The following is a 21,799-nucleotide window of genomic DNA, read 5'->3' as shown; positions in this document are numbered from 1 at the left end:
TTTTATGATTTGTTCGTTGTCAGTGTAATGATGGTTATCTCTGGATTTACATGATAGCGCATGGGTACCACGCCGCCCAGTCCGGCATTGACATAGAGCCAGCGCTGTCCCTCGCGGTAGAGCCCCAGGTCGTGGCGCTGTCGCAGCTGGGTGAAGCGCAGCCCGAAGAGCTCTATCTGTCCGCCGTGGGTGTGTCCGCTCAGGGTGACTTGGGCGGTAGAGTGGGGCAGTATGGTGCGGGTCCACGACGACGGGTCGTGCTCGAGCATCAGGGTAAACGCCCCGGCAGGTATTCCGCGCATGGTCTTGCCCACGTCGCCTCGCGAGGGGAAGGGCGGCTCGCCGTCGTTCTCCATGCCGGCGATGAAGATAGAGTCGCTGCCACACCTTATGACGCAGTTGTCGTTGAGCAGCAGATGCCACCCCAGTCCGCGCTCCATCTGGCAGAGCCGCTGTTCGGCGCGGCTGCGCTCCTCGTCGGTGCCGCCGAGATAGGTGGCATAGTCGTGGTTGCCCAGTACCGAGTAGACTCCCAGCGGAGCCTTGAGGCGTGCGAGCATGGGCATCACGGGCTCCAGCTCGGCGGGCTTCACGTTCTGTATGTCGCCCGTGAAGCAGATGAGGTCGGGGTGCTGGGCGAGCGTGCTGTCGATGGCACGGCTCAGTATCTGGGCGCGGCGGCCGGTATAGGTGCCCACATGGGCGTCGGAGAGATGTGCCACGCGCAGTCCGTCAAACTCTTTCGGCAGATTGTCTACCGCCAGCGTCACGTGCTTCACCTCTATATCGGCGAAACCTATGGTATAGCCATAGACAAAGGCGTAGACCATATACCCCGCAAGCCCTATCCCCACGAGGCGGCCCCAGTTGCGGCGGCTGTGGGCGAGGCGGCATATCGCCAGACCTATGGCCGAGCAGAGCATATAGACCAACTTGGGCACTACCCATACCCCGAGCAGGGCGATGTAGAGCCGTGCCCAGTAGATGTCGTCGGGCACAAAGCTGGGCGACACTGCTAGTATGCTGCTGAAGACTATCATCAGCGCCGAAGGTGTCAGCCACAGCAGCCGCTCTACCCACGAGTAGCCTGGGCGGCGCAGACGGTGCAGCCAGAGATATACATCGGGCAGGATGATGATAAGTAGCAGAGGGATGAACACACGGGCTATCATTGTCGTATCATATTGGATTCTAAAAACTTGCGCATCAGCGTGATGGGGATGCCGCGTCGGTGGGCGTAGTCGGCGAGCTGGTCGTCGCCTATCTTGCCCAGGTCGAAGTAGCGTGCCTCGGGGTGGCTTATCATGAGCCCCGACACGCTGGCGTGAGGCGTCATCATGCCGCTCTCGGTGAGGCGTATGCCTATATCGGTGAAGTGCAGCAGCCGGTCGAGCACAAAGTTGAGGCTGGTATCGGGCATTGAGGGGTAGCCTATGGCGGGCCTTATGCCCTGATAGTCGCAAGCCAGCATGCGGGCGGGGTCTTCGGGCTCGTCGGGCTGGTAGCCCCATAGCCGTGTGCGCACCTCGTAGTGCAGCCGTTCGGCGGCAGCCTCTGCCAGTCTGTCGGCAAGGGTCTGTCTCAGCATCTGCTGGTAGATGTCGCCGTGGCAGTCGGTCTCCATGCCGCTGTCTACGGTGGTGGCGAAGACGCCTATATGGTCGGGCTCGCCATAGCCTGCAGGCCGCACAAAGTCAGAGAGACACAGCGTGTAGTCGCATCCTTTGGCGGGATGTTGCTGGCGCAGCAGGGGGATGCGCTCTCCGCTGTCGAGCACGATGTCGTCGCCGTCGCCCCAGGCAGGGTATAGCCCTATGATGGCGCGGGCCTTGAAGCGGTCATCGGTCTGGCGGAGCGTGTCGAGAGCCTCGGCTTTCATGCGCTGGCGCTCGCACTCGGGCTTGCCGTTGAGGCTCCAGGCGTAGTAGAAGTAGACCCAGTTGATGTAGGGCTCGAGCTGGCTGAAACTGTAGGTGACGACGGTCTTCATCTGAACGCTATCTCTTCGCCCCGACTGTCGGTGCAGAAGTGTCCACGGTCGTAGATGGTGCGGCCGTTGCACAGGGTGGTACGCACCCGCCAGTCGAAACTGTCGCCCATGAGCGGGCTCCATTTACACTTGCTCTGTATGATGTCTTCGGTGACCGTCCAGCGCTGGTGGGGTTCCACGATGGCGATGTCGGCCTTGTAGCCACGACGCAGAAATCCGCGGTCGCGCACGCCGAAGAGTCGGGCGGGGTTGTGGCACATCAGTTCCACCATGCGCTCCACCGTGAGCACTTCCTGGTCGGTGAGTCCCAGCATGGCGGGCAGCGAAAACTGCACCATGGGCATGCCCGAAGCGGCATGGGCGCAGCCTCCTTGCTTGTCGGCCAGCAGATGGGGAGCGTGGTCGGTGCCGAGGGTGTAGATGCGGCCGTCGGTGAGGCCACGGCGCAGGGCGTCGCGGTCGTGGGCGGTCTTCACGGCGGGGTTGCACTTGATGAGTGCGCCCCGCTGCGCATAGTCGCTGTCGCTGAAGAGCAGATGGGCTGCCACGGCTTCGGCGGTGATGTGGTCGTCGGAGCCGAAGAGCTCCAGCTCGCGGGCTGTGGTGATGTGGGCCACATGCAGACGGGTGTGATGGTGGCGTGCCAGGCTTACTGCCTTGTGCGTAGACTGCCAGCAGGCTTCCTCGCTGCGTATGGTGGGGTGGTACTGGATGTCGGGGTCGTCGCCGTAGAGGGCTTTGGCGCGTGCCATGTTGACATTGATAATGGCAGAGTCTTCGCAGTGGGTCATCAGGGGCAGACCGCGCTCGGCGCAGGCGGCGAAGATGGCGTCGAGGGCGCTGTCGCCGTCTACCAGCATGTTGCCGGTCGAGGCACCCATAAACAGCTTGATGCCGGGTATGCGGTGGGCGTCGGCATGGCCGATGAGCGACAGGTTGGAGGCTGTGGCTCCGGGGAAGAAACTGTAGTTGACATGGCTCTCGTGCGCCGCGCGTTCAAACTTGTCGTTGAGGGCTTCGAGGGTGGTGGTCTGGGGCACGGTGTTGGGCATGTCCATCACCGATGTCACGCCACCCCAGGCAGCGGCTCGGGTCTCGCTCTCGATGTCGGCTTTCTGGGTGAGTCCCGGCTCGCGCATGTGGACGTGCTCGTCTATCACGCCGGGCATAACGAGACACCCCGTGGCGTCTATCTCTTCCGAATAGAGGCCACGGGGTGTACTGCTGTCTTCGTTAATTTCGGTTATCCTGTCGTTGTCGATGACCAGACTTCCGAGGAAGCTCCTGCCTTCGTTGACGATGGTACCTCCATAAATGATTGTAGACATATAGAGTTCATTGTTTATTTGCTTGCGCCAGGCTGGGCCATCTGGTTGGGCGTTGGCGCAGCCTCTACGGGCTGGGCGGGCGCCTGTTCCTGTGCAGGCACATCCTTCATGCCAGTCATAATCTGCTGGTTCTCGAGTGCCTTGGCGTAGTAGTCCTTGACGTATGGGTCGTTCTTGAAATTGTCGGTAGCCTTGCTCATGATGTCCTCTATCCAGGGGTCGAGCATGGGGTAGGTGTTGTTGATGGTAGCCATGAAGAACACGCCGGGACCGAGCACGTTGTCAAAATTCTCGGTGACAAAGCTGGTAACCAGCTGGTCTTCTTCTTGCGACAGCTTCTGGGCGGTGGCCTCGAGCTGCTGGTTCACCACGTTCATGTCGTTGCCGTTCATGATGGCCTGGTCGTGCTGGTGGATGAGGTCGGCCTGCTGGCTCTTGAGCTGGTTGAACTTGTTGAAGAACTGGAACAGCTTGTCGTTGAGCGGAGTGCCGCTTACCACCTGCTGGGTGTTGTCTATCTTGACCACGATGTCGCCGGCTTCGAGCACTACGGGCATCACGCTTTCGTCTTCCATGAATATGGTGGCCATGCGCACGGTGTCTACAGTGCCGGTAAACGAGAATTTGCCGTGAACGACGTCACACGAGTCGAGGTTCTTCATCTCATTGTTTACCAATACCTTCAAATATAGTTTGCGACCATCCAAGGTGGAAATATTGGACGTGCCTTGGATGTCGAACGACTTTGCACAAGATGTCAGCGTCAACAGGGCGATAAAGTAAAATACTACTTTCTTCATATATAGCTTTTAGTTCTGTGTTGTTGTGCCAGCGGTGACGACCGAGCTTTCGCTCGCCAGTATCAGCCTCCGGCTTGTTAGCACAAAGGTAATATCTAATATCGAAGTTATGAACTTTTTTAATGCTTATTTATAGATTAGCGCCTACTTTTAAGTATTTTTTGTTTTCTTGAGTTCGCTGTCGAGGCGATGTGTAGTGTAAACCTCAAGGATGGCGGCGATAAGCAGCAGCACTACCCACTTGTTGTATACATATTCTATATAGGTGTAGTACCCCGCGCTCATGTTGCTGTCGAAGAGCGACACCAGAACATGATACACGGTGTCTACCATGAGCATGCCCGAAAGAATGAAGAATATGTCGGCAATGCTCTGTATGCGCTTGAGCCGCTTGATGGTCGGGTCGTTGCCCTCGTAGGGCTGCATCATCTGCATGATGGCAAACATGCACGCGCCGAAGAGGAATATCCAACACATCACCTGCTGCCAGAGCAGGAAGCAGTAACAGCCGGCGCCCACCACCATGAGCAGACCGCCTGAGAGATAGATGGCATTCTGCCACTTATTCATTGTTTTCATCATTGTCATTTGTCGTTTGGTCATCGCTGAGCACAAAGATGTCCTCGTCATCGGTCTTCATGAAATAACGCTCGCGAGCTACCTTCTCGATGGCTTTGGGATTGCGCGTCAGCTCTTGCAGCTTCTTCGTGTCGTGTTCGTTCTGGGCATTATACCGCTCTATCTCGTCCTTGAGGTCGCCTATCTGCAGCTCATACTGGATGCGCTTGCGGAAGCTGTTGTTGCCTACCACACCCACCATGATTGTACCCAGTACGATTACGATGAGATACTTGTAATGACCGAGCAGATTGCCTATATTACCTTTACGAAAAAACATATTTATATGTATTACACGTGCAAAAATACTAAATATCATCGAAACTTTCGACATTTTTAGTTACTTTTGCAATAGAGATGCCAATATTCGTCGACCAGACGATGGGCGTCGCTATCATTGCAACATTAAACTATATCCCTATAAGTATGGAAGAATACATTGTATCCGCCCGCAAGTACCGCCCGATGAGCTTCGACTCGGTGGTGGGACAGTCGGCGCTTACCACTACGCTCAAGAATGCGGTGAAGAGCGGCAAACTCGCTCACGCATACCTCTTCTGCGGTCCGAGAGGTGTGGGAAAGACCACCTGCGCGCGTATCTTCGCCAAGGCCATCAACTGCATGCACCCCACTGCCGAGGGAGAGGCGTGCAACGAGTGTGAGAGCTGCCAGGCGTTCAACGAGCAGCGCTCCTACAACATCTTTGAGCTCGATGCCGCCAGCAACAACTCGGTAGAAAACATCAAGGCGCTCATGGAGCAGACACGCATCGCCCCCCAGCTCGGCCGCTACAAGGTCTTCATCATCGACGAGGTACACATGCTCTCTACGGCTGCCTTCAACGCCTTCCTCAAGACGCTCGAGGAACCGCCAGCCCACGTCATCTTCATCCTCGCCACCACCGAGAAGCACAAGATACTGCCCACCATCATCAGCCGTTGCCAGATTTATGACTTCGACCGCATGACCGTGCCCGGCATCGTAAACCACCTCAAGATGGTGGCAGAGCGCGAAGGCATCAAGGCAGAGCCCGAGGCGCTGCACATGATAGCCGAGAAGGCCGACGGCGGTATGCGCGACGCGCTGTCTATCTTTGACCAGGCGGCGAGCTTCAGCCAGGGCGACATCACCTACAAGAAGGTGCTCGAAGACCTCAACATCCTCGACAGCGAATACTACTTCAAGGTCATCGACCAGGCACTCGAGAACAAGGCCTCCGACATCATGGTGCTGTTCAACCAGGTGCTCTCCAAGGGCTTCGACGCAGGCAGATTTGTCAACGGACTTGCCACCCATGTGCGCAACGTGCTCATGGCGCGCGATGCCGAGACCATAGCCCTGCTCGAAGTGAGCGAACAGCAGCAACAGCGCTACAAAGAGCAGGCACAGCGTTGCTCTGTACCGTTCCTGTACAAGGCGCTGCGCATCCTCAACCAGTGTGATGTCAACTACAGGCAGAGTTCCAACAAGCGCCTGCTGGCTGAAATCACCCTGATAGGGGTGGCACAAATCACCCAGCCCGACGATGCCGCCGGCGTGGGGCCTGGCCCCAAGAGATTGAAATCCCTGTTCAGACTTATCACAGCGTCTCAGCCTAAAGCGGCAGCACAGGTGGCCGTGGCTGAGCCCCCTGTCCGCCGCCCGCAGAAGGAGGTGCAGACAGTAGAGGCTGTGGCTCCTTCTGAAGCGCCCAAGACCCCATCCCGGGCGGCGCAACCTATGGTTAATCCCCTTCTGGGCATGTCGTCGCTCTCGTTCAGTTCGATACTGAAAAACGAGGAGAAAGTGGCGCAGATCGAGGACGACGCCTTCAAGACCGACGCCGACAGCGCACAGCCCGAGGGGAAGCCCTTCGACGATGCCCAGCTCGGACTGGAGTGGCGTGGCATGTGCAACCGTATGCCCAAGAAGTATGTCGCGCTGGCGCAGCGTATGAAGAACATCGACCCCGTCATCACCGACTATCCCCTTGTCGAAGCGGTGGCAGACAATACCTTCCTGGCCAACGAAATCATCGAAATCAAGCCGCGTATAGAGAAGACGCTGCAAATTGCGTTGGGTTGCCCCGACCTCAAGCTCAGCGTGCGCGTGGCAGAGGCGAAGGAGGTAAAGCGCATGCCTACCCGCCGCGAGATGCTCGACCATCTGCGTGCCAACCATCACGCTGTAGGCAAACTCATCGACAATCTGCAGCTCCTTCTCACATAACTGTGTCGGCACATTAGGGCAGGGGAGCGCAGTAGCCCATACCCTCAGCCTACAGCCGACAAGCACAGTCGCCGCAACGGGACAAAAGCAAACACCAGCAGTTGCTTTTGTCCCTTTCTTCGTGTCTGCAGCGCCCAAGCCCCTCCCTTTGACACCCACCGTTGCCACCTTCTCCGCAAGTCGCCAACCCCTCGTAGCCTGTCATCACTCCCTCGCCGAAAGCCCCAACCTCCTTCGCCACCCACCATCACTTCCTTCGCCACCCGCCATCACTCCCTTCGCCATCTGCCATCACTTCCTTCGCATCGTTCGGCCATTCGCCCGCCATCCACGAGCAACGAGTGAGGGCGCCCACCATCATCTACTCTCTGTTGGCGTGGCAAGACATCCCTCTGCCCATGCAAGAAAAGCGAACGGCGCGGCATGATATCAGAAATTCAAGGTTTGCAATGTACAAATCAGCCCATGCAATACTCATTTCGCACCTTGAAACGTAAAAAAACGCGATGGCGCGGCAGAATATGACCGTCGCGGCGACTGTGGCGACATCGCCCGTTCTGTTCGTCGGGTTCATCATGCCTACGCCCGGTGTTTATACCTTATCTAATATATACGCGCGCACGCGTGCGATAGTTTCACCCATGACAGAGGGCGTCGCAATGAAATTTTTTTTAACGCTAATTCCTTGGAAAATAAGCAAAATGACAGCCGAGATAGTCGCCAACCTTGATTTTTTGGCACCGGCATATAAAAAATGGCAGAAATAATTGCGCAATTGCTAAAAAAGGTTTAACTTTGCATCGAAATAAAGACGATACATACAACCTAAACAACATAACCTGATGATAACAGACCCTCAAGCATGAGTTTGTGAACAGAACAAAGCATACTATGGTGCAGGTGCGTCGTCCGCGACGCGCCCAAGCCAGAGGGGACACTCTCAGGGCGGTATTAAACCAATTGCGACCCAACAGGGAAACAACTAACATAGATATTGAGTGAAAATTCTCATATTGTTTAATTTTATAACTTACAAAAAACCTATGGACAGAATGCAATCTAATTTGCTAAGATTTTTTCTCATCGGCATTGTGCCTTGGTAGCGTTTCTGCATTTGCAGTAGGAGCGCCCAGTGAGAAAGCTCCCTTCAACAAGGTGGAGCAGGCTAATGAGAAGACAGTCGGAGGACAGGTACTCGATGAAAATGGCGAACCTGTCATTGGTGCAACCGTAACGGTAAAAGGAACAAAAACCGCAGTAGTCACTGACATCGACGGTAAGTTCTCTTTCAAAGTTCCCGCCGGAAGTACCTTGGTAGTAACCTATCTGGGCTATGCCGACAAGGAAGTGGCTGCCACAGGTACAGGTATGACCATCAACATGGCTCAGGACGAGAAGACTCTCGATGAAGTAGTCGTTACCGCTCTGGGTATCAAGCGCTCGGAGAAGGCGCTTAGCTACAATGTACAGCAGTTGGGCAACGAAGACCTGACCACTGTAAAGAGCACCAACTTCATGAACTCTCTCGCCGGTAAGGTGGCTGGTGTCAACATCAACGCCTCTTCTGCTGGTATGGGTGGTGCCACACGTGTCGTAATGCGTGGTCCCAAGTCTATCAACCAGAGCAACTCTGCTCTCTACGTAGTAGACGGTGTGCCAATCAACAACCGCAACAAGATCATCGACCTGCTCGCCGATCCAGAGGTGACCATCAGCACAGCCGGTCTTAACGGCGTGGGTGTAATCCTGAAGAAGGGTGGTACCATGGGTGACGTGTACAGCTATACCGACTTTGCTCGTGACAGAGAAGGCAATATCGCTCTCGACGCCAGCGGCAACGTAATCCGCAAGACTCTCTCTAATCCCAAGTATCTGGGTAGCGTATTGCCCAAGGGCAACATCGGTTTCTCTAACGAATTCTCTTGGAAGGGTATCAACCTCGGCTTCCTCCTTACTGCCCGTCTCGGTGGTATCGTAATGAGCCAGACCCAGGCCATCATGGACTACTACGGTGTGTCAAAGACTTCTGTCGCAGCCCGCGAGAATGGAGGTATCCCAGTCAATACAGGTCTCGTACCTGCTGAAAAGTACTATGCTGTAGTAGGTGGTGACAACCCCATCTGGTCTGAATATACCTACAGTGCTACTAACGTACGTCTGCAGGAAGCCCACATCAGTTACGATGTTCCCAAGAAGTGGCTTGCTGGCCTCGACCTCTCTCTCGGTCTTACAGCCAACAACCTCTGGATGATTTACTGCAAGGCTCCTTTCGATCCCGAGTCAACAGCTTCTACCGGTACCTTCTACCAGGCTCTCGACTACTTCATGCAGCCAAGTCTCCGTTCGTTAGGTTTCAATGTTAAACTGAAGTTCTAATTACATTAAATGACTTTCAAAATGAAAACTATTATAAAGACAATAACCTTCGCTGTTGCATCAGTGGCAGTAATGGGCCTCGCAGCTTCATGTACTGATGGCTTCGAAGACGCCAACCGTCCCGGTGGTGCCCTCAACAATGAAGAAATCAACCGCGATAACTATAGCACCGGTTCTTTCATGGTTCAGATGGAGACTGAGGCTTTCCCCGAGCAGGAGAATACCTATCAGATGAACCAAGACCTTATCGGTAACTACCTCGGCCGCTTCATGACTTATGCCAACAACGGTTTCGCTGGTAGCAACTTCGCCAAGATGAATGCTCCTGTAGGATGGGTACGTTATCCATTCGCCGACAGTATGAAGAAGACCGTTTCGGCTTTCAATGAGATTGCCCGTCTCTCTACCAAGGAGAGTCTGCCTTACGCATGGGCTCTGATCCTGCGCGCACAGTCATTCCTGCGTCTTACCGATATGTATGGTCCTCTGCCAATCGGCGCTGAGGAAGATCCCAATGCCTACTCTTCACAGGAGACCATCTACAAGACTCTCGTGGCTGACCTCGACCACGCCCTCGGTGTAATCAACGGTATGATCGCCGCCAACGGTGGTAGCCTCGTACAGTTCAAGGACGCCGACCAGGTCTATGGTGGCGACTTCACCAAGTGGGTGAAATTTGCCAACTCTCTCAAACTGCGTATGGCTATCCGTATGCGCTTCGTGGCTCCCGACTATGCCAAGAAGGTAGGTGAGGAAGCTGTTGCCGCTGGTGTCATCACCTCTAACGACGACAACTGCGCCATCAACTACAACCCCAACGGTCAGTGGAAGACCTCTGTAGAGTGGGGCGACAGCCGCGCATGTGCCGACATCGAGAGCTATATGAACGGTTATGGTGACCCACGTATCAGCAAGTACTTCAGTGCTACAACTACCGAGGGCGACCGCGCCATCATCGGTTGTCGTGCCGGTGCCAACATTGGTAATAAGTCTGTTGCCGGTGGTCTCTACTCTGCAGCCAACATCGAGAAGGACTCTCGTGGCGTATGGCTCACAGCAGCTGAAATGACATTCTGCCGTGCCGAAGGTGCGCTGGCCAACTGGTCTGGTATGGGTGGCGACGTAGAGTCTCTCTTCAAGCAGGCCATCAAGCTCTCTTTCGAGCAGTGGGGTGCCAAGAACGTAGATGCTTACCTCGAAGACGATGCAAGTACTCCTGCCGACTATAAGGATGCTACCGATGGTTACGGTGGTTCACATGGCAAGATGTCTACCATCACTATCAAGTGGGACAACAGCGCTTCTGCAGCTGAGAAACTTGAGCGCCTTATCGTCCAGAAGTGGATTGCCCTCTTCCCCGACGGTCAGGAGGGATGGTGCGAGATTCGTCGTACAGGCTATCCTAAGGTATTCCCTGTAGCCCAGACTACTTCTTACAGCATCGAGGTGCCCAACCGTATTCCTTTCGACTACACTGAGCCTACCAACAACCCTGTAAACTATCAGAAGGCTGTACAGCTCCTCGGTGGTGCCGATGACTATGCTACCAAGATGTGGTGGCAGAAGTAATCACTATATTATCAACTAATAAATTGACAAAAGCAATGAAAAATATATTCAAAATGCTGCTCGTGTCGGTAGTTGCCTTTATGTTTGCTGCCTGTGACACAGATGTCGAGACAAAGAATCCCGTCAATCTCACCGACCCTGCGCGCACTCCAGAGTACTATGAGGCTCTGAGAGCATATAAGAAGAGCGACCACCCCGTAGCCTTCGGATGGTTTGGTAACTGGGTAGGTGCCGGTGCTTCTCTCGAAAACTCGCTCCGCGGTCTCCCCGACAGCGTAGACTTCGTTTCAATATGGGGTAACTGGCGTAACCTCACACCCGAGCGCAAGGCTGACCTCGAATATGTACAGACTGTAAAGGGTACACGTGCTCTCGTATGTTTTATCGTACAGAACGTGGGCGACCAGCTCACTCCCGAGGGCGAGGATGCCACTACATTCTGGGGTGAAGGCGACGAGGCTATCGTGAAGTATGCCAATGCCATCTGTGATACCATCGACAAGTATGGCTACGATGGTTTCGACTATGACTATGAGCCTAACTACGGTCATCGAGGTAACATCTCTGGTGTACCCGCTGCCGAGAAAGTATTCGTAGAGGCTCTCAGCCGCCGTCTTGGTCCGAAGTCAGGTACTGACAAGATGCTCGTCATCGACGGTGAGCCTCAGACTATCAACTCTGAGCTCGGTCCTTGCTTCAACTACTTCATCGTTCAGGCTTACCAATGTACCGGTGACGCTAACCTCGATGGTCGTCTCCAGGGAACTATCATGAACTTTAATGGCGTACTCGAGCCCGAAGAGGTTGCCAAGAAGTACATCGTTACCGAGAACTTCGAGAACTTTGCTCTTGCTGGTGGCGTATCATTTACTGACCGCAATGGCAATGAGATGATGAGTCTTGAGGGTATGGCACGTTGGCAGCCCATCATCAATGGCAAGAAAGTCCAGAAGGGTGGTATCGGTACCTATCACATGGAGTATGAGTATATGGCAGGCAAGCAGCCTTCTTATCCCGCTCTGCGTAAGGGTATCCAGATTATGAATCCCGCGATTAAGTAGTATTTAATTTCATAATAACTGCAATAATGAAAAAGATTTCAAAATTCATATATGGTGGCATCCTTCTCGGCGCCGTAGCCCTCACAGGTTGTGAGAATGCCGAATACGACCAGCTCACCAATCAGGCATACATCCTGCAGACAGCGACTAATGCCAATTCTTCGCAGAAACTTACTGTCGGCAACGAGTTTGTCTCTACAGACATCAACGTACGTCTGTCTGAAAAGGCTACCGAGGCAAGCAGCTTCAAGCTGGTGTACGATGCTCAGGCTCTCGAGCAGTTCAACTCCAAGAACGAGACTTCTTATACTGCTCTGCCCGAAGGTTCTTTCTCACTCTCTGCCAATGAGGTGACCATTGAACCCGGTACTTCTGTATCTAACCCCGCTACACTGACCATCAATCCTTACAACGATGAGCTCAAGAATAGCGGTAAGAAGTATGCGCTCGCCTTCCGTCTTGAGAAGGTTAGCGGCAATGCCAATGTCCTCAAGTCTGGTAGCGTTATGGTATTCGTTCTCGACCAGGTGGTTATCCAGCCTGTTGTCCAGTTCAACGTAAATTCCTACATTGGCCAGGACCTCAAGGAGACTTATACCACTACTGAGTGGACTATGGAGATGAATATCAAGAAGGATATTCTCGGTACACAAATCGGTCAATACAACAACCAGGCCATCTACAGCACCGGTCCCGATGAGGTTTACGTTCGCTTCGGTGACGCTCCTATCGAGGGTAACCGTCTGCAGATCAAGACCCAGGGTACACAGATGAACAGCCAGATGCTCTTCAACGCCAACACATGGTATCACATCGCCTACGTATGCACCGGTGCCAAGTTGTATCTCTATGTCAACGGTCAGCTCGACAACTCTATGGACCTGCCTGGCAAGGAGACCCGCGTTTCTTCTGTATCTATCAGCTCTAACTCTACCTATAACAAGGGTAACTCTTACTACAGCGAGGTTCGTCTGTGGAAGAAGGCACGCTCACAGAAGGAGATTCAGAACAATATGTACTCTTGCGATCCCACCACTCCCGGCTTCATCTTCTACTACAAGTTCAATGAGGGTCAGGGCTTCAAGTTCAAGGATTGGTCTGGCAATGGCAACGATGCCACAACTAAGGACAATTTGGTTCCCACTTGGATTCAGGATGTACGTATTGATGGTAAATAATAAACTGTAAAAACGTAAGAAGATTATGAAATCAATGATAATTAAATCAGCCGTTGCGCTGATAGCCGCATTGCCCCTCTTCACGGCATGTCAGGGTGAGCCCGAGGTGGGCTCGCTCCTTCACCCCGAGGAGCAGACAAGCAATGATCCCAAGGTATATATCAATGAGGTATCTGCACCTGCCAATGCAACACAGGCAACTGTAGTTCAGACTCCTGCAGGATTTGTTGTACCCGAGGATACATACGAGTTCTATGTACGTATTACTACTCCTGTAGAGAATGACGTAGTCGTTACTGTGGCTGAGGATACAGAGGCTGCCGCTGCTGGCGCCGCTGCTTATGGTGCTGAAAAGAACAGTGCTCTTGCTCCTGGCTGTATGGCTATTGAGAACAATACTGTTACCATCCCTGCTGGCAAGAATGTATCTGCTGAGCCTGTCAAGTTCAAAGTAACTGACAGCGAAGCCATCAGAAACGTTTCTGGCAAAGCTATTGCAGCCATCAAGATTACTGACGTCAAGTCTGCTTCTAAGGTTGCTGTGGGTAAGGACCACAATGCTTATTATACATTGTTGGACAAGAAGGTAACCAACTTCAAGGGCTTCAGCGACGATCTGTTGACCAAGACCAAGCTTACTGCAGCTGATCTGACCTACACCTTCCAGGAAGAAGACTATACTGAAAAGCTCATGGATACATACACCAGCACATGGGCAGATATGTATGCTGGTCCAGAGCCAATTTACTGTGAGTTCAAAACTCCCCAGCCTCTGATTGGTGTTGCTTACCAGTATGGTTATGACGCACCTTACGGTCCTTATACCCTTGAAATCTTTACCAGTAACGATGGTCAGAACTGGACATCTCAGACTGGTGGAGCTTTGGAAACTGGTTATACAGATGGTGTTGTTTGCATCAACTTCTACTCAGCAATTACATGTAAGTATGTAAAGTTCATTCCTTACACTTGCTACTATGGTTACTTCTTTGGCGAAGAGTACAACCAGACATGTGTAGGAGAACTCTATATGTTCAAATAATTTGTTGTTTCATAATATAGCGTTGGTTTAAAAACAACAATCCGGGGGCCGCGACTATGGGAATAGTTGCGGCCTTCATTTTTTTTGTCCTGAGCATAGCGATGCCAGCCGCTCTCCTTGTCTTTACCGCCGTCACAGCCATCCTTGCCATGATGCCATATTGCCTTCCTGTTGTCATGATTATGGCAGTAAAAGCCAATTATTTTCAACATTGCTGCCACAATCGCCCCGTCGCACTGACAAATTGTCACTTCTTCGCCGTTGGTATGCAACTTGCAAAACTATCAGTGAAAGCCGGAAGGCCGAAGGCAACCGCAAGGTTGACGAGACCCACACCGGCAAGATAATAGAAGAATATAAAATACAATTAGGAGGTAATAATTATGTTGTTAGTTCGTAGAAACAATGATTTTGATTGGTTGAACAATTGGTTTGATGACAATTTCTTCAATACACCCGTAATGGCACAGACCACAACCACAGCTCCGGCAGTCAACGTAAAGGAAGACAACAAGCAGTATGTCATGGAAGTCGCTGTTCCAGGCCTGAAGAAGGAGCAAGTCAACATGAGTATCGACAAAGACGGCTATCTTACCCTCTCTATCGAGAACAAGAATGAGCAGAAGGACGAGAACAAGAAGGAACACTATCTGCGCCGCGAGTTCTCTTACACCAGCTATCGTCAGAGTTACGCTCTTCCAGACAATGTAGATGCCGACAAGATTGAGGCCAACGTTGCCGACGGTGTGCTCAAGGTAGTTCTGCCAAAGGTCGAGAAGAAAGAGGAAAAGGAAGACGTTAAGCACATAGAAGTCAAATAAGCATTAGGTGAATAGTAAAGTATGGGGCAGGCTGCTCTCAGTAATGAGAAACAGTCTGCCCTTTTTTGTGTCTGTCCAAAAGCCCCTCGCCAAAGCAGCCGCACCTCCCCAGACCTCCTCAAGGGGCTGGAGCTTATTCCTGCTGTGTTTGAGGTGGTTGGCTCGAGCTTCTTTCCCTTGGGCAAGGTAGGGTTGGGGCTTCGCACTAAGGCCATGTATGGTTGGTTCATAGTGGATGGAATGCACCTCGACAACGCTGTAGGAGTTGCGCTTAGCTGTAGGGGTAACTCGCAGATGGTTTGTGTAAGCAGTAGCAACTCTATCGGAGTTGCGCTTAGCCGAAGGCGTTATCCGCACCAACTAAATGCCAGTGTAACCACAGCAGATAACTCACACCACGACAGCCACCGCCACGGCTTTTTGTGTTTTCATTCATCCAACGATAACCAGCCCCTCAATCCTTTTTTTTACGCCCACTTTCACACTTTTTGCCCTAAAAGCGTGGAGGTCTAATGAAATTATATTAATTTTGCAGAAAATCAATATTATCATGAAATTATCAAGAATATTCCTACTATTTGCCGTGGCGTCGTGCAGCCTGACGATGACCGCCCAAAAACCCTTGCCCCAGTTGGGCAAAGCGCCCATCGACCAGATTGTCAAAGCGATGACCCTTGAAGAGAAAGCCCATCTGCTGGTGGGAGTCAAGTCGGCTGAAGGCATGGATATCATCGCCAACGGAGCCGGCACCACCTACGCCATACCCCGCCTGGGCATAACCCACACCATCATGATGGATGGCGCCACGGGTGTGCGCATGGACACGCTGGTGAGAGGCGACGGCAAAGCCTACTATTCTACCGGCTTCCCAGTGGCTACGCTGCTGGCTGCCACATGGAACACCGACCTGGTAAAGCGCGTGGGTGCCACAATGGGCGACGAACTGCTTGCCTACGGTGGCGACATCCTGTTGGCTCCGAGTCTCAATGTACATCGCAACCCGCTCAACGGCCGCAACTTCGAGTACTATTCTGAAGACCCGTTGCTGTCTGGCTATATGGCAGCGGCAGCCACCAAGGGTCTGCAGTCTGTGGGCGTGGGCGCCACCATCAAGCACTTTGCCGCCAACTCGCAGCAGACGATGCGCATGTTCAACGACGCCCGTGTGTCGCAGCGCGCCCTCCGCGAAATCTACCTTCGCGGCTTCGAGATAGCCATCCGCGAGGCCAAGCCTTGGGCTGTGATGTCGTCATACAACCGTATCAATGGCCTGCACACCCAATACAGCCACAAGTTGCTCACCGACCTGCTGCGCAAGGAATGGCGCTTCAACGGCATCGTGATGACCGACTGGGTGGAGGCACGCGACACCCGCGCACAGGTACATGCCGGCAACGACCTGCTCATGGGCGGTACTCCGCAGCAGGTGCAGGATATCCTGGACTGCGTGAAGAAAGGTACGCTGACGATGGCTGAAATCAACAACAATGTGCGGCGTGTGCTGCGATACATCATGCGCACACCCCACTACCGTGGCGTCGAAGCCACCTTCGCTCCCGACCTCAAGGCCCACGCCGTGCTGGCACGCGAGGCTGCCACCGAGGGCGTGGTGCTGCTCAAGAACAGCGAGCCTGCCCTCATCACTGGTGATGCTGCCAAGCAGGCGGTGACCAAGGCGCGCCCTCTGCCCCTCGTGGAAGACGACCAGGTGGCGCTCTTCGGACTTGGCGCGTATAAGTTTTATGCCAACGGACGCGGCGCCGCTGATGTCTACAAGCCCTACACCGTGACCCTCGTCGAGGGACTGCACAACAGCAAGGTAAACCTCCACTCTACACTCGATACCTATTACACCCACTATATGGACAACCAGTATCTGCTGCTCGACGAGCAGAATACGCCCACCTTCCGCAACTGGTTCTTCGGTATGCGTGAGCCCGAGGAGCCTGCCATCAACAGCGCCTTCATCGGCTATCGTGCCAAGGACTGCACCAAGGCCATCATCACCATCGCCCGCAACTCGGGCGAGGCCGAAGACCGCGACTACAAGGAGGGCGACTATCTGCTCACCAAGGCTGAGCTGACGCTGATAGACCAGGTTAGCAAGGCTTTCCACGCGCAGAAGAAGCCTGTGATTGTAGTGCTCAACGTGGGTGGCGTCATCGATGTGGCGTCATGGCGCGACAAGGTCGATGCCATCGTCATGGCTTGGCAGCCCGGCGAAGAGGGCGGCAATGCTGTGGCCGATGTGCTCACGGGCAAGGTATGTCCTTCGGGCAGACTGCCGATGACCTTTGCGCTCGACTACTTCGACTACCCATCTGCCAAGAACTTCCCCCTGCACTACAAGTTCAACTGGGACGAACTGCTGCGCCCCGACTCGGTGGTGCTCGCCAAGAAAGACCTGGGCTACACCAACTACGAGGAAGACATCTATGTGGGCTACCGCTATTTCAATACGCAGAAGAAGGCCGTGGCTTATCCCTTCGGCTACGGTCTGTCATACACCTCTTTCAAATATGACAAGCCACAGGTGCGCCTTGTCAAGGGCCGCTATATCGTCAGCGTGCCGGTGACCAATGTGGGTAGCGTAGATGGCAAAGAGGTGGTACAGCTCTACGTCAACGCTCCCAAGGGCACGATGGAGAAACCCAGCCGCGAGCTGAAAGCCTTTGCCAAGACCCGACTGCTCAAAGCCGGAGAGACTGAGGTCGTGGAAATGTCAATTCCCCTGGCTGACCTCGCCTCGTTCAACGAGAAGCGCATGGCATGGGTAACCGATGCCGGCAAATACACCCTGGAGATAGGTGCGTCGGTAGAGGATATCCGCACCAGCGCAACCATCACCATCAAGAAACCCATCATCAAGTCCGCACCCACGAAGATATAAACTCACGGGAAAGGGAGAAATACCGAAGGCGCAGATGCCAATGGTATTATAATGAATATGAATCGTGCTGTCATACTGGTAATGACAGGCATGTTGGATATTACGAAAAATTAGATAAGGAGCACAGGTTTAGACTTGTGCTCCATTTGCTTGATGACATACGAACAATGCGGCCATTACCGACTGCTGTTTATAGGTCATTTGTGTTAATAGCAATACTGTTGCCAAAATTCTTGCGTTTATGAAAAAGAAACTGCCTATTATACTCCTCAATTTCTCTGATGTATACGATTACGAGTCGTTTGCCTCAAGTCAGGAGATTGTCCATGTTGACTGTCGTGAACTTAATGGAGTAGACTGCTATTGTGATGAGGATGGAAGGAAAGAACTGCGCCAACTGCTTGCTCCGTATCCTGCAAAGGCGCTTCACTTTATTGATTCGGGCGACTATCATTATCTTACTGAATATTGGGTTTCCAAACTACAAGAGCCGTTCTCTCTGATTGTGCTTGACCACCATCCTGACATGCAGCAGCCACAATGGAAGGGTGTTGTTTCTTGTGGCGGTTGGGTTACGGATGTATTGGAGAAGAATACTTTTGTAAGGAATATCATTATCGTTGGTGCTTCTGACGAATTGATATCCCAGGTGCCAGCGCATCTAAGGAAGAAAGTGATGTTCTACAGCCAAGCAGAAATCGACCATCATCAAGCATGGCCCTCAAAGGCAGGCAAGTTGATACATGAGCCTGTCTACATTTCCATAGACAAGGACGTGCTTAGAAAGCAAGATGCCATTACCGATTGGAGTAATGGAGACATGACTCTCATGCAACTCCAAGCCGTGCTGCGCATCATATATGCCCACGAGAAGGTAATCGGCGTAGACATAACAGGCGAATGTTCTGCCACGCTCGACTATCTTTCTGAGGTAAAGGATGCGTCGGTAAACAACAGAGCCAACGAGGAACTGATGCAAATGATATTAACCGAAAGCTGAAACAGAATAACATTTCTTTCCTTCATATCCACGCTAAACATCCTCATGTTTAGCATCTTGAGCATGCTGCATGGCTCTATATTCAATAGGACTTACGCCATATTTTCGCTTAAAGGCTGTGCAGAAGTGGCTTTGGTAGTCGTAGCCCAGTTTTATGCCGATGTCGTTGATGGCCATATCAGAATCGAGTAGATAAAGTACAGCTAAGCGCATACGATAGTCGAAAAGATATTGGAATTGAATTTCAAGAAGCAAGGCAACTGATAGCGCAGAATTCCATGCGAGGAATCCCGCCCTGATTCTTTATGCCCAAAAGAGTATTATCGGACAGCGATACTAAGCATTAAGGGGGGGCGTCGTGGGATGGTACGCACCCCCGGCAACTCTGTAGGAGTTGCGATTTCCCAACCCTGGGTATTGATACAGAAAAGGATAGCAACGCTGTAGGTGTTGCGCTTAGCCGAAGGCATTATTCTCGACTTGATAGAGTTCTCCTTCACAATTCATACCATTCTCTTGCTGCGTGTAATGTCTACGGCTACATGCTGTACTTTACCTTTTCGCGCAGCACTGTGCCCTTGCGCCGCTGTCGGTTACACCTCCACTCCCACCGCAGTCCACTCGGCTGGCACGTGATGTATGTTACGTGTGCACGTGTCGTATGATACGAGCTTTCGTACCGTTTGATACGTGGACTCGTGCCTTATGATACGAGCTGGCAATGACCATGGATAGCCTTGCTATCCGTATGGTATGCAATGACTTGATGCGCCTTGCGGAACTCGTGGTGCGTGATGCAAGGCTGCTTGTGGTTGCTACCCTTACTCTTGTGCCGTCCTCCCTGCCGCTACTTGCCACTCTTGTCATCGCTACATGCCGTCACGCCATCGCTACACATAGCCACCAGCATAGACAACAACGGCCCGACGGTGCTGTCCGTCGGGCCGTTGGTTATGGTCGCTGTCTGCCTTGGTAGCGCGCTATTGTCTTACAAAACCTTTGTCATCGCTCCAGCGATAGAGGCGCAGATTGGTGTAGTTGCCTTTGCCCTTGGTCTTCACCAGACCATTCTCGGAGAGATAGAAGAGACCGTTGCCGAGGGCTATCATGCCTGTGGCGCCACGCGTACGCTCCCATCCCCATACCTCGCCGCCTGCCGAGGGTTTGCCACTACGCACCAGGGTGAGCAGAGGGGCCTTCTCTCTCGGCTCCACACCCCGCAGCCAACCCTTGTGAGGCTTGACGCGCGTGTCGATGGCATACATCTCATAGCGGGGCCACTGGCTCTTGTAGCCGTGATAGACCGCGGCGAACATGTAGCCCGTCGAGGCGTCGTATTCCAGGTTCTGGATGCCATAATCTGAGTTGCCCGTATAGACAAAGTACTTGGCGCGCGGCTTCGCGGGACCCGACTCGTGGATGTGGGTGGGGTCTATCTTGCGTGCATACCTGCTCCACTGGCGCACATCATAGCAGAGCAACACCTGATAGTCATTGTCTGTGCGCGTAGTGTCACCATAGACACCGTAGCCCAGGTAGAGATAGTTGCGGCCAGACCTCTTGCCCCACTGCGGAGCAAAGGTGAGGCCGTCGATGCCCGATGCGCCGTAGCGATGCGCCACCTGGCGACCGTTGTTGACGACGGTGGCTTCGCAGTCGGCCACCACTTCGGGGATATACACCGTGGTCATCACCTCGTCGGGGCTCATGTCGATGCGGTCTATCTTGTCGAGGTCGAAGATGGCCACATAGAAGCCCGTGCGGGCGTCGTTCTTCACGCCCAGATTGCCCGTGATGCCCGTGCCTATCACGTCGTGCTTGTACTCGAGCGACCCGTAGAGTCTGCCGTCATCGGGGTTGATGCCGATGCAGCCCAGATGCCCCGTGAGTCCGTTGACGCTGGCGATGAGACGGCCCTGGAGGTCGTATTTCATCAGTTTGGTGGTAAACGACATGTACACACACTGGCGCTGACGGTCATAGGCAGCGCCCTGAACGTGGAAGTCGCCCTGATAACCCGAGAAGATACGCTTGGGGAAGTCCTGTGCCACGCAGCCCAGGCAGAGCACCAGGAGCAGTAGAGTCAATATAGGTCTGCGCATCATCGGTCGTGGATTTGTTGTAACATGTTGCCGAGCACCTCGATGCTGTCTACGATGAGGTCGGGCTGGCGTTCGGCTGCCTGCGCCACCTCCATCGTGGTCTCGCCCGAGAGGACCAGACAACCCATGGCGCCCGCATTGAACGCCATAGCAATGTCGGTATAGATGCGGTCGCCCACCATGAGTATCTCTTCGGGCTTGAGCCCGCGCTGTTGCTGTATTCCGAAGAGCATGTTTGGGTCGGGCTTGCCCAGCGTGATGTCGGGCTTGCGTCCGGTGGCGCTCTCCAGGCAACGGCAGATAGAGCCGCAGTCTACCAGCACGGTCTCCTCGTTGGTGGGGCACACCCGGTCGGGGTTGGTGGCGATGTAGGGTAGCCCCCTGCTTATCCACCATGCCGCCCTGCACAGCCTCTTGTAGGTGAGGGTCATGTCAAAGGCAGCCACCACGATATCCGGCACGTCTTCGGGGGTGTCCTCGCAGGATGTGAAGCCGGCTGCCTCAAATTGGGAAATCATGCTGGGCGTGCCCAAGAGGAAGAGGCGCCGCGCCTCGGGGTAGTGGGCCTTGATATAGTCGATGGTCGCCACGGTGGTGTTGTATATCTCCTCCTCGGTAGCATGTATTCCCATGCGTGCGAGCTTCTTCAGATAGTCCTCTATCGACTTCGACGGGTTGTTGGTCAGAAACGAGTAGCTTATACCCATCCTCTTGAGCTTGTCGAGGAAGTCGATGGTGTAGGGAAAGAGCGTGTCGCCGAGATAGATGGTGCCATCCATGTCGAGCGCCACATGCTTGATTTTTTCCAGTTGCATA

General features: G+C 53.5%; 21 protein-coding genes and 2 pseudogenes. 14 read left to right on the top strand and 9 right to left on the bottom strand.

The window, feature by feature from the left end:
* Positions 1-2: 2 nt before the first annotated feature.
* The 6 genes from CIK94_RS12275 to CIK94_RS12250 form a co-directional block, all read right to left on the bottom strand.
* Positions 3-1,172 (bottom strand): metallophosphoesterase, encoded by a 1,170-nt coding sequence (locus CIK94_RS12275; RefSeq protein ID WP_094423198.1) that lies wholly within the window; start codon positions 1,170-1,172, stop codon positions 3-5.
* Positions 1,169-1,990, bottom strand: coding sequence for a vitamin B12 dependent-methionine synthase activation domain-containing protein (locus tag CIK94_RS12270; RefSeq protein WP_094423197.1), 822 nt, complete (start codon positions 1,988-1,990; stop codon positions 1,169-1,171). The genes CIK94_RS12275 and CIK94_RS12270 overlap by 4 nt, the downstream gene beginning before the upstream one ends.
* Positions 1,987-3,318, bottom strand: coding sequence for a dihydroorotase (locus tag CIK94_RS12265; RefSeq protein ID WP_094423196.1), 1,332 nt, complete (start codon positions 3,316-3,318; stop codon positions 1,987-1,989). The genes CIK94_RS12270 and CIK94_RS12265 overlap by 4 nt, the downstream gene beginning before the upstream one ends.
* 14 nt (positions 3,319-3,332) lie before the next feature.
* Entirely contained in the window at positions 3,333-4,118 is a 786-nt protein-coding gene (locus CIK94_RS12260) for a DUF4369 domain-containing protein (protein ID WP_094389049.1), read from the bottom strand.
* A gap of 150 nt (positions 4,119-4,268) precedes the next feature.
* Positions 4,269-4,688, bottom strand: coding sequence for a hypothetical protein (locus CIK94_RS12255; protein ID WP_371591780.1), 420 nt, complete (start codon positions 4,686-4,688; stop codon positions 4,269-4,271).
* Positions 4,681-5,016, bottom strand: coding sequence for a septum formation initiator family protein (locus CIK94_RS12250; RefSeq protein ID WP_094384649.1), 336 nt, complete (start codon positions 5,014-5,016; stop codon positions 4,681-4,683). Before CIK94_RS12250 ends, CIK94_RS12255 begins: the two co-directional genes overlap by 8 nt.
* Positions 5,017-5,162: 146 nt before the next feature.
* Between CIK94_RS12250 and CIK94_RS12245 the strand changes: the two genes are divergently transcribed.
* The 13 genes and pseudogenes from CIK94_RS12245 to CIK94_RS12190 all read left to right on the top strand — a co-directional run bounded on the left by CIK94_RS12245 (position 5,163) and on the right by CIK94_RS12190 (position 18,881).
* A complete protein-coding gene (locus CIK94_RS12245; RefSeq protein WP_094423194.1) occupies positions 5,163-6,944 on the top strand; it encodes a DNA polymerase III subunit gamma/tau in 1,782 nt (593 codons plus the stop codon).
* A gap of 148 nt (positions 6,945-7,092) precedes the next feature.
* Positions 7,093-7,371, top strand: a complete 279-nt coding sequence (locus CIK94_RS14165) for a hypothetical protein (protein WP_144008398.1) — start codon at positions 7,093-7,095, stop codon at positions 7,369-7,371.
* A 79-nt stretch (positions 7,372-7,450) separates the two neighbouring features.
* A complete protein-coding gene (locus CIK94_RS12240; protein ID WP_094423193.1) occupies positions 7,451-7,711 on the top strand; it encodes a hypothetical protein in 261 nt (86 codons plus the stop codon).
* 388 nt (positions 7,712-8,099) lie between these two features.
* Positions 8,100-8,555, top strand: a pseudogene (locus CIK94_RS14965) (carboxypeptidase-like regulatory domain-containing protein); the annotation flags it as partial.
* 54 nt (positions 8,556-8,609) lie between these two features.
* Positions 8,610-9,320: pseudogene (locus tag CIK94_RS14960) on the top strand (SusC/RagA family protein); the annotation flags it as partial.
* A gap of 21 nt (positions 9,321-9,341) precedes the next feature.
* A complete protein-coding gene (locus CIK94_RS12230; protein ID WP_094423191.1) occupies positions 9,342-10,889 on the top strand; it encodes a SusD/RagB family nutrient-binding outer membrane lipoprotein in 1,548 nt (515 codons plus the stop codon).
* A 35-nt stretch (positions 10,890-10,924) separates the two neighbouring features.
* Entirely contained in the window at positions 10,925-11,950 is a 1,026-nt protein-coding gene (locus CIK94_RS12225; RefSeq protein WP_094423190.1) for a glycoside hydrolase family 18, read from the top strand.
* A gap of 26 nt (positions 11,951-11,976) precedes the next feature.
* On the top strand, positions 11,977-13,128 hold the full coding sequence (locus CIK94_RS12220; protein WP_094423189.1) for a BT_3987 domain-containing protein: 1,152 nt from the start codon (positions 11,977-11,979) through the stop codon (positions 13,126-13,128).
* 25 nt (positions 13,129-13,153) lie between these two features.
* On the top strand, positions 13,154-14,170 hold the full coding sequence (locus tag CIK94_RS12215; RefSeq protein WP_094423188.1) for a BT_3987 domain-containing protein: 1,017 nt from the start codon (positions 13,154-13,156) through the stop codon (positions 14,168-14,170).
* Positions 14,171-14,226: 56 nt separating this feature from the next.
* On the top strand, positions 14,227-14,517 hold the full coding sequence (locus CIK94_RS14160) for a hypothetical protein (RefSeq protein ID WP_144008397.1): 291 nt from the start codon (positions 14,227-14,229) through the stop codon (positions 14,515-14,517).
* 36 nt (positions 14,518-14,553) lie between these two features.
* The gene (locus CIK94_RS12205; RefSeq protein WP_094384667.1) at positions 14,554-14,991 is read left to right on the top strand and encodes an Hsp20/alpha crystallin family protein; all 438 of its coding nucleotides are present in this window, start codon (positions 14,554-14,556) and stop codon (positions 14,989-14,991) included.
* A 550-nt stretch (positions 14,992-15,541) separates the two neighbouring features.
* Positions 15,542-17,881 (top strand): glycoside hydrolase family 3 protein, encoded by a 2,340-nt coding sequence (locus CIK94_RS12195; protein ID WP_094423186.1) that lies wholly within the window; start codon positions 15,542-15,544, stop codon positions 17,879-17,881.
* A 241-nt stretch (positions 17,882-18,122) separates the two neighbouring features.
* Positions 18,123-18,881, top strand: coding sequence for an arginase family protein (locus tag CIK94_RS12190; protein WP_094423185.1), 759 nt, complete (start codon positions 18,123-18,125; stop codon positions 18,879-18,881).
* Positions 18,882-18,914: 33 nt separating this feature from the next.
* On the opposite strand, the gene CIK94_RS14900 is transcribed toward CIK94_RS12190, so the two are convergent.
* Positions 18,915-19,136, bottom strand: a complete 222-nt coding sequence (locus CIK94_RS14900) for a helix-turn-helix transcriptional regulator (RefSeq protein ID WP_094423184.1) — start codon at positions 19,134-19,136, stop codon at positions 18,915-18,917.
* Between the two features lie 472 nt (positions 19,137-19,608).
* Between CIK94_RS14900 and CIK94_RS14155 the strand changes: the two genes are divergently transcribed.
* Positions 19,609-19,857, top strand: coding sequence for a hypothetical protein (locus CIK94_RS14155; protein ID WP_144008395.1), 249 nt, complete (start codon positions 19,609-19,611; stop codon positions 19,855-19,857).
* A gap of 4 nt (positions 19,858-19,861) precedes the next feature.
* Here CIK94_RS14155 and CIK94_RS12180 read toward each other — a convergent pair whose 3' ends face one another.
* On the bottom strand, positions 19,862-20,986 hold the full coding sequence (locus CIK94_RS12180) for a hypothetical protein (RefSeq protein ID WP_094389062.1): 1,125 nt from the start codon (positions 20,984-20,986) through the stop codon (positions 19,862-19,864).
* Positions 20,983-21,798, bottom strand: a complete 816-nt coding sequence (locus CIK94_RS12175; RefSeq protein WP_094423183.1) for an HAD-IIA family hydrolase — start codon at positions 21,796-21,798, stop codon at positions 20,983-20,985. Before CIK94_RS12175 ends, CIK94_RS12180 begins: the two co-directional genes overlap by 4 nt.
* Position 21,799 lies beyond the last annotated feature (1 nt).

Origin of the sequence: Prevotella sp. P4-51 (genome assembly GCF_002251455.1) — a bacterium.
Classification (GTDB): Bacteria; Bacteroidota; Bacteroidia; order Bacteroidales; family Bacteroidaceae; genus Prevotella.
The sequence above is the reverse complement of the archived record's forward strand: the minus strand, read 5'-3'. Positions and strand labels throughout refer to the sequence as shown.